The following is a 13,270-nucleotide window of genomic DNA, read 5'->3' on the forward strand; positions in this document are numbered from 1 at the left end:
CAGATTAAAATTCGTGGTTCATTCGCTCAAACAAGCCCAATAAACAACGACGCTCAGCGTCACTCATTTTCATCGTCAACTGCTGAGTCAATTGATGATGCAATTCATCATGTTGCTGATAAATTACCTCACCAGCTTCGGTTAACGTTACCAATACAGCGCGTCGATCCGTTTGCGGTACTTGCCTCATGACTAAGCCGCTGCGCACCATCTTATCTATCTGCACCGTTAGTGTGCCAGTGGTGATCCCCATTTTTTCAGCTAACTCCTTCATGCGCATTGCTCCGTTAACCCCTAAAATCTCAACCGCATGAATTTGTGATAATGAATGCCCGGTGTCTTTAACTACCGCCAGTTCCCACGAAGAGAGCTTGTCATAAAACTCAATAATTTCATGACTTAATTTACGATGATTAATGTCCATGACCATCAGTCCCTCCCGCTAAAGAATGCGACTCAGCTAAGGTAAACACCTCAATCGTTAAGTGATCGATCCGTTTAAATGAGGCTAGCTTTTGCCTAAAATACTCCACCTCTTTGGGATTTGGGCTAACGATTGAGACCATAGCTGCGTGATGGTTGGCACTCACAGGCCAAACGTGAATGTCGCTTACTCGATGTTGCTCTTCTTGTTCTACAGCCTCAACCATTTGCTGTAAATAGGCTTCATCAATACTGGCATCGAGTAAAATGGGCGCCGTTTGCTTGACTAACCCCCAAGCCCAAAAACTAATAATGACCGCGCCAACAATGCCCATAGCAGGGTCTAACCACTGCCAACCCAAGAACTTGGCAAATAAAAGCGCGCCGATGGCCAAAAGTGAAGTAAGCGCATCGGCCATCACATGGAAATAGGCTGCACGCAAGTTATGATCATGCGCTTTGCTTTGTCCCTCGCCGTGATGATGTTTGCTTGCTTCATGTTCATGTTCATGTTCATGTTCATCAATATGGTGAGTATGTTGATGTCCATGATGATGGTTATGTCCGTGATGATCGTGACTGTGATGATCTTTGAGTAAAAACGCTGAGATCACATTAACGGTTAAGCCAATTAAAGCCACAAATATGGCTTCATTAAAATGGATCTGCTCAGGGTTAAGCAAGCGACTAACCGATTCGACCACCATGAGTAATGCTACCAAACCTAGCGCTATGGCACTGGTAAATCCACCGAGTACCCCAACCTTGCCTGTACCAAAAGCATATTTAGGATCGTCTGCGTATTTTCTGGCATAGTAATAGGCAAATAAAGTGATCATAAACGCCGCCGCATGGGTGCCCATGTGCCACCCATCTGCCAATAACGCCATCGAACCATATACTGTGCCCGCGACAATTTCTGCCACCATGGTCACTAGCGTTAAATACAATACATAACGGGTATTGCGCTCACCATCGGTGTTTAAACGCACAAATTGGTGGGTATGTTGCCATGGTTTGGCATTATGATTCGCCATAAGTAAATTTCTCAAAAAGTGACTGACAAATAGTATGTCTTTCGAATATTTTGATTATCAAACTAAAATGACAGCAAAACAAGCCTATAAGTTAAATTTACATTGGCAATCGAAGTAAATTATTACATGTAAATACTTGTACTTAGGTTAAGTGATACACAATACAAAGGACTACACCATAATGAAGAGGCCATCTCTGGTTTATCAGTACTGTTGTTGTATAAAGCTATTTGTCCATAAAAAAACCTCTGCTATTGCAGAGGTTTTTTGTTTAATGTGTCTTAATACTTAGCGTCAAACTGCGCTCGGCTTAATTAAATGCCGCTGATCGCTTCTTTACACAATTGGGTAATACGTTCCCAGTCACCTTGCTCCATCGCATCGGTTGGTGCAATCCAGCTGCCACCGATACAATCAACATTATCCAATGCCAAATAATCTTTATAGCTACTAGGAGTGATCCCCCCCGTTGGGCAAAAACGAATATTACTCAATGGACCGGAAAAGGCTTTTAACGCATTAACCCCACCAGAGGCCTCTGCCGGGAAAAACTTAAAATTGGTGTATCCCAGCGCCATGCCCTCCATCACTTCAGAGATGCTGGCAACACCAGGGATCAAGGGCACAGTCCCTTCCATCGCCGCTTTAAGCAGCTCAGTGGTAGCACCTGGGGTGATCACAAACTGTGCCCCTGCATCTACCGCTTGTTTTAACTGTTCGGTGTTTAAAATAGTTCCGGCGCCAACCAAAGCTTCAGGGACTTCTTTGGCTATTTTAGTGATCGCCTCTAATGCGCAAGGTGTGCGCAGGGTCACTTCTAATACACTAATCCCCCCTGCCACCAGCGCCCGAGCTAAGGGCACTGCATCTTCAATCTTATTAATCACCATTACAGGAACGATTGGGCTACGTTTAAAAATATCTTGCGGTTGTATTGACCAGTTATTCTCAGCCATTGCTTTAGTCTTCCTAAATGATTAATAATTTTCGTCGATAGTCGTGGTGCAACGTGCACCCGTCTCAGGACTACTTAAGTTTGAACGCAGTGCCGAGAACAGTTCCCGTCCCATGCCGTAACTGCTGCTGCGTAAATTAACTTTCTCAGCCTCACGGGTCGACAACACGGTTTCATCTACCAACAAGGTCAGTTCGCCGCTGTTGGCATCGACGCGAATTAAATCGCCGTTCTCTACTTTAGCGATCATGCCGCCATCTAAGGCTTCTGGTGTGAGATGAATAGCAGCAGGCACTTTACCCGATGCGCCAGACATGCGCCCATCGGTCAACAAAGCGACCTTAAAGCCTTTATCTTGCAGCGTGCCTAAAATAGGAGTCAGCTTATGTAACTCAGGCATGCCTATCGCCTTAGGACCTTGGCCCTTAACGACGACAACGCAATCTTTGTCCAGCTCACCGGCTTTAAATAAGGCTTCTAACTTATTTTGATCGTCTATGACGATAGCAGGGGCTTCTACCACACGATGCGAGGGCGATACCGCCGAGACTTTTATCACCGCACGACCTAGATTGCCCTTAAGCAGTTTTAAGCCGCCATTGGCTTGGAAAGGCTTTGCCACTTTCGTCAGCACCTCAGGATCTAACGACTCACTTGGTCCCTCGACCCAAACCAGTTCATTATCAATCAGTTTAGGCTCTTGGGTGTAACGACGCAGACCAAAACCGGCTACCGTATTAACCTCTTCGTGCAGTAAGCCTGCATCGAGTAGCTCTTTAATCAATAACGCCATGCCGCCTGCGGCGTGGAAATGGTTAATATCAGCATGACCATTAGGATAGACACGTGCTAATAACGGTACGGCATCGGACAGCTCAGAAAAATCATCCCAATTAACAATAATACCGGCAGCACGGGCAGCAGCCACAATATGCATGGTTAAATTAGTTGAGCCACCTGTAGCAAGTAAGGCAACAATACCGTTAACTACCGATTTTTCGTTCACCACTTCACCGATAGGCGTGTACTGTGTGCCCATTTCAGTGAGACGACAAACCTGCTTAGCCGCCATCTTGTTTAAGGCTTCACGCAGTGGATCGTCTGGATTAACAAACGAAGACCCCGGTAATTGCAGCCCCATCACCTCAAGCATCAACTGATTACTGTTAGCCGTACCGTAAAAGGTACAAGTGCCGGCGCTGTGATAAGACTTTGACTCGGCTTCGAGTAGCGCCGCTCTGTCGACTTGACCTTGGGCAAACTGCTGACGAATACGCGCTTTCTCTTTATTTGGGATCCCCGACTTCATCGGACCAGCAGGCACAAACAGCATAGGCAAGTGACCAAAACTCAAGGCGCCTATAAGCAACCCTGGTACGATTTTGTCACAAATACCCAGTAATAATGCCCCATCAAACATGTTATGTGACAAACCCACGGCGGTAGCCATCGCGATCACTTCGCGGCTCAGCAAGCTCAGCTCCATGCCTGGTTGACCTTGGGTAACCCCGTCACACATGGCGGGTACGCCACCCGCTACTTGCGCAACGCTGCCCACTTCTTGGCAGGCCGCTTTTAGCAACTGAGGATAATGCTCATAAGGCTGATGCGCCGACAGCATGTCATTAAAGGCCGTGACAATGCCGATGTTTGCTTTGGTCAATGCCTTAATAGCACTCTTATCGGCGGGGCTACAGGCTGCGAAGCCGTGGGCTAAATTGCCACAACTTAAACTACTGCGATGCACCCCATTAATTTTAGCCTCATTAAGGGCGGCTAAATACTGAGCACGAGAATGCTGGCTTCGAGCGATAATTCTATCGGTAACTGACTGGACTACTGCATGCATAATAACTCCTTAGGCGCTCCAATAGACATCGACTGGCGTGCTATGCTGGCCTAATACGGCGCGGATAGGCATCGCTTTTTCGTCTTCATTTTCGAGCGCTTGACGGTAAACTGCTAACTTTTGTTCACCGACAATATGTAAATAAATTTGACGGCTAGCTAACACCGCTTTTTTAGACAAGGTCATGCGTCCATGAGGCGCAGCACCAGGATTGACCGCTAAACAGAGGGCTTGAGTGGTTAATGCCAGCTCGATTTCAGCGGCGCAAGGAAACCATGAACAAGTATGACCATCGTTACCCATGCCCAATACCACGACATCAAACGGCTTGGGGAAATTAGCCAGATGTTCAATCGTCATATCAACGCCGGCTTCTGGGGTCGCGAACATATTTTTTAGTCCACGAAATTTAGCCGCTGCCGCGCGATGCTGTAACAGATGTTGTCTCACTAGCTTTTCATTAGAGTCATCTGATTCGGTATCGACCCAACGCTCATCGGCCAAGGTGATGTAAACATCGCCCCATTCGATAGCCTTATGGCTCAATAACTCAAATAATGCTATGGGTGTCGAGCCACCGGAAACCACGAGGCTTGCCTTGCCGCGCGCATCAATCGCCGCTTGTAATTGATTAGCAATACGCTCAGCAAGTTGATGTTCCAGCGCGGCTTTATTATCAAACGACTTAAACACTGATTCTTTAATCATGACAACTCCTTCCTATTCGTCCCACGAACGGCCGTCTTTGGCGATTAACGCCACCGACGCTACAGGGCCCCAACTTCCTGCTGGATAGGGCTTAGGTCTTTCATTACTCTCTTCCCAAGCTTGAATAATGCCATCGACCCATTTCCACGCTTGTTCCACTTCATCGCGGCGCACAAATAACGCTTGATTACCTAACATAGCCTCGAGTAATAAACGTTCGTAGGCATCGGCAATGCGATCGTTTTTAAAGGTATCTGAAAAGCTTAAATCCAGCTTGGTGGTTTGCAATCGCTGTTTCTGCTCAAGACCAGGCACTTTATTCATCATCTGAATTTCAACCCCTTCATGGGGTTGCAAGCGAATGGTTAATTTATTGGCAGGTAGATTGCGATAACTAGAGCGATATAAGTTATGGGGCGGGTTCTTGAAATAGACAACAATTTCTGAACTCTTAGTGGGCATACGTTTACCGCTTCGCAGATAGAATGGCACGCCAGCCCAACGCCAATTGTCGATATCGACTCTAAGCGCCACAAAGGTTTCAGCTTTAGACTGCGTATTGGCGCCCTCTTCTTCTAAATAACCCGGCACGGGTGTGCCTTTTAAGAATCCGGCCGAATATTGACCGCGTACGGTATTTTCATAAATATTGTCGGCGTCGATTTTTCTTAATGACTTAAGCACCTTCACTTTTTCATCGCGGATACTGTCGGCATCTAAGTTAACCGGTGGATCCATTGCCACTAAGGTCAATACCTGCAATAAGTGGTTTTGGATCATGTCGCGCATTTGGCCTGCTTTGTCGAAATAGCCCCAACGGCCTTCAATGCCCACTTCTTCAGCAACCGTAATTTGCACATGGTCAATGGTACGATTATCCCATTTAGAGGCAAATAACGAGTTAGCAAAGCGCAGGGCGATCAGGTTTTGTACTGTCTCTTTACCTAGGTAATGGTCAATACGATACACTTGATTTTCGTTGAAATAGGCACTGACCTGATCGTTGATCACTTTAGATGATTCGAGATCTGAACCAATCGGCTTTTCGAGGACTACACGGGTATCAGGGAAAATCAGGTTTTGTTCGTGCAGACAACGACAGATGTCGCCAAAGATAGCGGGAGGAGTGGCAAAATAACTAACCATGACACGCTTTTCTGGCTCCAATACATCATGAAAAGCCGCGTAACCTTCTGGCTCAGTAAAATTGGTGGCGATATAAATGCAGCGTTTAAGGAAGCGTGCCAAGGTGTGTTCGCACAGGGTTTCTTTAACAAAGTTAGATAATGCGGTGTTCACTAACTCTTGATATTGCTCTTGAGTAAACTCATCTTTAGCCACCCCGAGTATTTTGGTCTCTTTATTAAGTAGGCCGGCCTTATCAAGCTGGTATAAAGAGGGCAATAACTTACGCCTTGCTAAATCGCCTTTGGTTCCAAACAATACAAAATCACAAGCTTTGGCTTCTGCTGATGTCATGCCCATAGCTTAAAAGTCTCCTATACCAAAGTGGCCCATCGTATCGATGAGTAATTCACATATTTGTTGTAATATAACAACAGAATTCGTTAAATGCATCTAAATTTTACAAAAAATGACCTATCAGTAAACTAGTAACAAGACGACAAAATCTGATATGCTTTTCTCGATTAAATGTCTCTATATAGTAGCAAGTTTGCTGTGTAGTCAGATTATAGTTCGATATATAAAGCCAGACTTTAGCACTTTTTGTTTGTTTCTATAATGACATAAAAGAATAAATATAATTACATTACTATCGAGTGGATGTACGCATATGAATACCCTAGAAAAGGTTCAAAAAAGCCTAACTCATTTCAGTAAATCGGAACGTAAAGTCGCTGAGGTCATTTTAGCGTCACCACAAACAGCTATCCACTCCAGCATTGCAACATTGGCTAAAATGGCCGATGTGAGTGAGCCCACAGTCAACCGGTTTTGTAGACGCTTGGACACAAAAGGATTTCCAGATTTTAAGCTGCACTTAGCGCAAAGTTTAGCTAATGGTACACCCTATGTCAGTCGCCACGTCGAAGAAGACGATAGTCCAGACTCTTACACCACCAAAATTTTTGAATCATCAATGGCTGCGCTCGATACCGCCAGACAAAGCATGGATACTGCCGCCATCAATAAAGCTGTGGATATCCTCACTCAGGCAAAGAAAATCTCATTTTTTGGTTTAGGGGCATCGGCCTCTGTGGCCCATGATGCACAAAATAAGTTCTTTCGTTTCAATGTGCCCGTCATCAGTTTCGATGACGTGTTAATGCAACGTATGAGCTGTATTAATAGTTCTGAAGGTGACGTGGTGGTCCTTATCTCACACACAGGCCGTACCAAATCCTTAATCGACATCGCCCGTTTAGCGCGGGAAAATGGCGCAGCTGTGATTGCTATCACTTCACGTAACTCTCCCCTGTCCAGTGAATGTACCTTACCCGTAACAATGGAAGTACCAGAAGACACTGATATGTATTTACCCATGGCCTCTCGCTTAGCTCAGTTAGTCATTATTGACGTGTTAGCCACCGGCTTTACCCTACGCCGCGGCCCTCGTTTTAGAGAGAGTTTAAAGCGGGTTAAAGAGGTGCTAAAAGAGTCGCGAATCGAGAAAGATCCTATACTCTAAGCAGCCCAGAGCGTGATTAAAGGCGAGTTGGTTTATCCAAATCGCCTTTTTTTAACCTTTTAGTGGCTGTGCCTCACAAAATTAATAACTTGAGGTAGATCATTTTGTTTGTAATTTTCCTACAAAACTGAAGTTTGTCTGTTAATATAGAGTAAGATTTTTTAACTTTAACGGAGTATCTCATGTTCCGCAGAACCAAAATTGTAACGACACTCGGTCCAGCCACCGATCGCGATGACAATCTACGTCGTATCATTAAAGCTGGTGCAAACGTTGTTCGCCTAAACTTCTCCCACGGCTCACCCGAAGATCACCTTAAACGCGCGGCTGATGTGCGTAATATCGCCAAAGAACTGGGTGTTCATGTGGCTATATTAGGTGATCTACAGGGGCCCAAAATCCGTGTATCCACGTTTAAAGATAATAAGAAGGTGCAACTTGACCTTGGTAAATCTTTTGTCCTAGATGCCGATTTAGCCAAAGGCGAAGGCGATGAGCACCAAGTCGGTATCGACTACAAAGAACTACCCAATGATGTCACCATTGGCGATATCTTGATGCTCGACGACGGCCGAGTGCAACTTAGAGTTGAAAAAGTTGATGGTAACAAGGTGCACACGACTGTGACAGTTGCAGGCCCATTGTCTAATAACAAGGGCATCAACAAAAAAGGCGGCGGCCTTTCTGCGGCGGCGCTAACAGAAAAAGATAAACAAGATATTATTACTGCAGCCGCGATTAAAGTCGATTACCTCGCAGTGTCATTCCCACGCTGCGGCGCTGACTTAAATTATGCCCGCGAATTAGCGCGTAAAGCTGGCAGTAATGCGTTAATCGTCTCTAAAGTTGAGCGTGCCGAAGCGGTTGCGACCGATGAAGCGATGGATGATGTAATTTTAGCATCCGATGCTGTGATGGTTGCTCGTGGTGACTTAGGCGTCGAAATTGGCGATGCGGCACTGGTTGCCGTACAAAAGAAACTGATTAGCCGCTCTCGTCAGCTCAATAAGAGCGTGATCACCGCGACCCAGATGATGGAGTCGATGATCACCAGTCCAATGCCAACTCGCGCCGAAGTGATGGATGTGGCGAATGCTGTGCTTGATGGTACCGATGCCGTGATGCTTTCTGCCGAAACTGCAGCTGGTGACTTTCCTGAGGAAACGGTATTGGCTATGGCCAATGTCTGCCTTGGCGCCGAAGCTCACCCAAGCGTGCAAGTATCAAAACATCGTTTAGATGAGCGCTTTACGTCAGTAGAAGAAACCATTGCACTGTCAACTATGTATGCGGCCAACCATCTAGAGGGCGTTAAAGCCATTGTCGCGTTAACCGAATCAGGTGCTACGCCACAATTGATGTCACGTATCAGCTCTGCGCTGCCTATTTTTGCCTTATCACGTCACGATGTGACACTGGCCAAAATGGCGCTGTATCGCGGGGTACACCCTTTCTACTTTGACTCTACCGCCCATCCTGCCGATGAACTGGCCAAGAAAGCGTTAGAGGCGCTGCAAGCGGCGGGTTACCTCAACAGTGGCGATATGGTATTGATGACCAAAGGTGATGCTATGGAAACCATTGGTGGCACCAATACCTGTAAAGTACTTATCGTGGCGTAATGATGACACTCTCATCGAGATAGCGCCATCGAGCTAAAACGGCTAGGTATAAAAAAGGTACGCATTGCGTACCTTTTTTTCTATCTGTTGCTTGCAAGTTAAGTCAGTCATTTCAAGCTAAGCTTACATGCTAAGGCAAGCTTAGCTCACTTAAACCTTATTGGCTCATCTAAACCATTCACTCTATATAACACAGTCTATGTGACTCACGATAAACAACTGACAATAATAAAGAACTCACAATAAACGACTTGGCCTTAATCAGTTAGGTCAGATAGCGGAGTGATTAGCTTAACCACTCAGCTATAAACGTTCGAAATCATCCACAGCAATAGCCACTTGGCGCAGCTTATCCGCATCAATCAATTGCTCAAACTCATTCTCGCTAATGATGTCTGCTTCTAACGCCTGTTGATAGAGCATCGCTGGAGCGAGCTTTTTGGCAAGCTTACCCTCTTTTTGCGCGCGTTTGATTTTTTTGTTCAACCCATCGCAAGCATGAAGAGCCACAAAAGCAAGCTCCACTTGCGCCATACCGCCCTCATCGCCATCAAAGTTAGGGCACAAGAATGTTAGTCTGTCTCTGGCAGGACCTGGTTTAAGCATGCCTTGGCAAACTTTTATCGCTAACTTATCCTCTGGAGCATTGAAATGATTGCCTAGCGGAAATACCAGCAAACGCATCAACCAGGCAACAGGACGATTAGGAAAATTGCGTAACGCCCCTTGTAGTGCATTTGCCGCCTTATGCAATCGTGTCTGCATCACATAGTGCACCGCGGGTAAATCATCTTGTTGGCGGCCATTGTCTTCAAACAATTTTAACGTGGCAGAGCCCAGGTAAAGCTCACTGAGTACATCGCCCAAACGTGCCGACAACATCTCTTTACGCTTTAAATCGCCGCCCATGATCAACATTGAAAGGTCGGTCACAAACGCCAGCGCCGCAGAGATGCGAGTCATGTGTTTGTAATACTGCGCTGTACTGCCACTGACTGGCGCGGCGTTAAAACGACTACCACTGAGCGCACTAAATAACGTGCTGAAGGCATTACGGCAGGCATAACCCATGTGACCTAACAGTAAGTTATCAAAGCGTGCTAACGCCGCAGTATCATCGTCCATTGCCGCGGCTTCCATTTCGGCTAACACATAAGGATGACAGCGGGTCGCGCCTTGACCAAAGATCATTAAACTGCGGGTCAGAATATTAGCCCCTTCCACAGTGATCGAAATCGGGTTCGCCATATAACCGTGGCCTAAATAGTTTTTCGGCCCAAGCTGGATCCCCTTGCCCGACTGGATGTCCATGGCATCGTTAAACACATCACGGCCCATCTCGGTCATATGGTATTTGGCTATTGCGGTAACCACCGACGGTTTCACTTTGAGATCGATGCCTGTAGTGGTTAATCGGCGCGCCGCCTCTAGCTGATAAGTATTGGCAATGATCCGCGCCATCGCCTCTTGAACGCCTTCAAATTGCCCAATAGCTAAACCAAACTGATGCCTAACGTAGCTATAGGCTGTTGTGGTTTTAGTGGCTAGGTGTCCCGATGCTGTCGCCAATGCAGGCAGTGAGATCCCTCGGCCTGCCGATAGGCATTCCACCAGCATGCGCCAACCGCGCCCAGCGTATTGAGGGCCACCGATAATCCAATCGAGCGGAATAAACACCTCTTTGCCCTGAGTGGTACCGTTCATAAAGGCCATATTCAGAGGATTATGACGACGGCCGATCTCGACACCTGGATGATCGGTCGGAATAAGCGCACAGGTGATCCCAAGATCAGGGTTATCGCCTAGTAGCCCATCGGGATCACGCATTTGAAACGCGAGCCCCAATACTGTCGCGACCGGCGCTAAGGTAATATAACGTTTATCCCACGTGAGACTTAGCCCCAATACTTCTTCACCATCAATGATTTTACGACAAACGAGCCCTTCATCAGGAATGGCACCCGCATCAGAGCCGGCCTCGGGGCCAGTCAGGGCAAAACAAGGCACTGCTTCACCACTGGCTAACAAAGGTAACCAATGTTCACGCTGCTCTTTGGTACCATAATGGGTCAGTAATTCACCAGGGCCTAATGAGTTAGGCACCATAACGGTAACCGCGGCACTTACACTGCGACTGGCCAATTTACTCACAATAGTTGAATTAGCATAAGCAGAAAACGCTTTACCACCGTATTCCTTAGGAATAATTAGCGCAAAAAAGCCTTCATCTTTAAAGTATTGCCACAATTCTGGCGGGAGATCCTTACGATTTTGTACTATGTCAAAATCGTCAATCATCGTCAGCGCCGTCATCACTTGATTATCAATAAACGATTTCTCTTCTTCACTCAGAGCAGGCTTACCGTAACTGTGTAAGGCGTCCCAATTGGGCTTACCGCGAAACAGTTCTCCCTCCCACCATACATCACCGGCTTCCATCGCTTCCTTTTCTGTATCAGACAGCGGCGGTAGTACCTTTTTGAAAAAGGCAAATACTGGCCGAGTAATAAACTGCATGCGGATACTTTTAACGCCAAACAACACTATGATGAGCAATAGTGCCAAAATAAAAAGAGTCATAACGCCCCCCTATTGGGTACTAACGGGTACTGCCACGCCGGCAGCGAGATATGGAATAACTTTGCGAATAACGGCTTCAATATCATAGTGCTCGTTAAAATCAGCCTGGGCTATTTCGGTTAATGCATCGGCGGATGCCATAGTGAACACCACAGTGCCTAAGGTAAAGTGTAATCGCCAAAACATCTCTGCGGGGGGAATATGTGGTGCACTTTCTGCCACCGCCTTCACAAACTTGTTAAGGTGCTCACCGTAATGAGTGGTAATAAACCAGCGCAGATGCCCCTGGCTTTCGATATAACCCCGGCCGAGTAATTGTAAAAAAGTACTGGTGCCGTCCACTTTGAACTTATTTAATTCAAGTAAAGGTTTGACTAAAGAGGAGAAAATTTCATTTAACGATGGATTACCGCTGGCTTTGATGAGCATTAGCTCTTCAGAAGCTTCCGGCATAAAACGGTCTAAGTAGCGCGCCAGTACCGCCCTGATAAGCTCTTTTTTTGAGCCAAAATGATAATTGACCGAAGCAAGATTGACCTCAGCTTTACTGGTGATCAATCTTAATGAGGTTTCTGAAAATCCACGCTCTGCAAATAGCTTTTCGGCGGCATCCAGTATTCTTGTTTTAGTGTCGGATCGACTTGCCATTCCGTGACCTTAACTCTGATTTAAACATGCGTTTAAATTAAACACTAGTACACTTTTTGTCAAATGAAATTCCGCCGTAGCATCATACTTTAAGTATTGGGATTACAGATAATCTAACAGCAAATGGCCTGTGACTTTAAGACAAATGAGGCTGAAACCGCATAACAAGATTAACTCAATGCCATTAACGCAAATGCGCCCCTTTTCGCGTTAACTCCCGCGTATTCATTCGTGCATTTTCCGATTTTGCCAGCATCACCATTAATGCGCCCGCTCCTCCCCACTCTCTTGGCGCGCTATGATAGCCAATCACACCGTCAATCGAAGGTAACCAATGAACTAAGCAAGATTTAATTAACGCGGGAAACGGTTTGTTATTAACCCCGGTACCATGGATGAGTATCACGTTACGGTATTCACAACTCAAACTGCGTTGAATAAAATCAAACAACAACTCTTTAGCGCGCGCCACATTATAGCCTTTAAGGTCTATATCGGCTTGCATAGCATACTGACCTTGGCGAAATAATTTAAACACTTGTTGCTGTACCCCTTCACTTTTCATGCTGATAACAGCATCGGGGGCGACAGGCTCGATCACATTCAGGTCATCACTTGAACGAGATAGTGCTTCTCTGCGTTTAGTTTCAAAGTGTTTATCTTGTTGTGACTGAGATGAGGCAATATGAGAGCTAATTGCCGTTTTATCGCCATTTAGAGGTATCACATCTGCCATAGAGGCCAGAAATATCGCACTTTCTTCTTCTGTCATGGTGTTGTTTGCTCTTAATTCATTGC

The 13,270-nt window shown here is 46.1% G+C and carries 11 protein-coding genes; 2 read left to right on the forward strand and 9 right to left on the reverse strand.

Annotated elements, in window-relative coordinates; genetic code table 11:
* Positions 1–4: 4 nt before the first annotated feature.
* The 6 genes from AC0VXX_RS09615 to zwf form a co-directional block, all read right to left on the reverse strand.
* Complete coding sequence (locus AC0VXX_RS09615; RefSeq protein ID WP_475514056.1) at positions 5–424, reverse strand: MarR family winged helix-turn-helix transcriptional regulator; 420 nt, start codon at positions 422–424, stop codon at positions 5–7.
* Positions 414–1,460: a CDF family Co(II)/Ni(II) efflux transporter DmeF gene (gene dmeF / locus AC0VXX_RS09620; RefSeq protein ID WP_475514057.1), complete on the reverse strand. Its 1,047-nt coding sequence runs from the start codon at positions 1,458–1,460 to the stop codon at positions 414–416. Before dmeF ends, AC0VXX_RS09615 begins: the two co-directional genes overlap by 11 nt.
* A 314-nt stretch (positions 1,461–1,774) precedes the next feature.
* Complete coding sequence (locus AC0VXX_RS09625) at positions 1,775–2,416, reverse strand: bifunctional 4-hydroxy-2-oxoglutarate aldolase/2-dehydro-3-deoxy-phosphogluconate aldolase (RefSeq protein ID WP_475514058.1); 642 nt, start codon at positions 2,414–2,416, stop codon at positions 1,775–1,777.
* A 21-nt stretch (positions 2,417–2,437) separates the two neighbouring features.
* On the reverse strand, positions 2,438–4,264 hold the full coding sequence (gene edd, locus AC0VXX_RS09630) for a phosphogluconate dehydratase (protein ID WP_475514059.1): 1,827 nt from the start codon (positions 4,262–4,264) through the stop codon (positions 2,438–2,440).
* 9 nt (positions 4,265–4,273) lie between these two features.
* The gene (pgl, locus tag AC0VXX_RS09635; RefSeq protein ID WP_475514060.1) at positions 4,274–4,972 is read right to left on the reverse strand and encodes a 6-phosphogluconolactonase; all 699 of its coding nucleotides are present in this window, start codon (positions 4,970–4,972) and stop codon (positions 4,274–4,276) included.
* A gap of 12 nt (positions 4,973–4,984) precedes the next feature.
* A complete protein-coding gene (gene zwf / locus AC0VXX_RS09640; RefSeq protein WP_475514061.1) occupies positions 4,985–6,457 on the reverse strand; it encodes a glucose-6-phosphate dehydrogenase in 1,473 nt (490 codons plus the stop codon).
* 310 nt (positions 6,458–6,767) lie between these two features.
* On the opposite strand from zwf, the gene AC0VXX_RS09645 reads away from it, so the two are divergent.
* Together AC0VXX_RS09645 and pyk are read left to right on the forward strand one after the other, a co-directional pair.
* Positions 6,768–7,622 (forward strand): MurR/RpiR family transcriptional regulator, encoded by an 855-nt coding sequence (locus tag AC0VXX_RS09645; protein ID WP_475514062.1) that lies wholly within the window; start codon positions 6,768–6,770, stop codon positions 7,620–7,622.
* A gap of 182 nt (positions 7,623–7,804) precedes the next feature.
* Complete coding sequence (pyk, locus tag AC0VXX_RS09650) at positions 7,805–9,244, forward strand: pyruvate kinase (protein WP_475514063.1); 1,440 nt, start codon at positions 7,805–7,807, stop codon at positions 9,242–9,244.
* A gap of 303 nt (positions 9,245–9,547) precedes the next feature.
* Here the strand turns inward: pyk and AC0VXX_RS09655 are convergent, their stop codons facing one another.
* From AC0VXX_RS09655 to AC0VXX_RS09665, 3 genes are all read right to left on the reverse strand, one after another.
* Positions 9,548–11,824 (reverse strand): acyl-CoA dehydrogenase, encoded by a 2,277-nt coding sequence (locus AC0VXX_RS09655; protein ID WP_475514064.1) that lies wholly within the window; start codon positions 11,822–11,824, stop codon positions 9,548–9,550.
* A gap of 9 nt (positions 11,825–11,833) precedes the next feature.
* Positions 11,834–12,472 carry a TetR family transcriptional repressor PsrA gene (psrA, locus tag AC0VXX_RS09660; RefSeq protein ID WP_475514065.1) on the reverse strand — a complete coding sequence of 213 codons (639 nt, stop codon included), beginning with the start codon at positions 12,470–12,472 and terminating at the stop codon, positions 11,834–11,836.
* Between the two features lie 184 nt (positions 12,473–12,656).
* Positions 12,657–13,244: a Smr/MutS family protein gene (locus AC0VXX_RS09665; protein WP_475514066.1), complete on the reverse strand. Its 588-nt coding sequence runs from the start codon at positions 13,242–13,244 to the stop codon at positions 12,657–12,659.
* Positions 13,245–13,270: the final 26 nt, after the last annotated feature.

The organism is Shewanella sp. QJM3NY_23 (assembly GCF_056173105.1).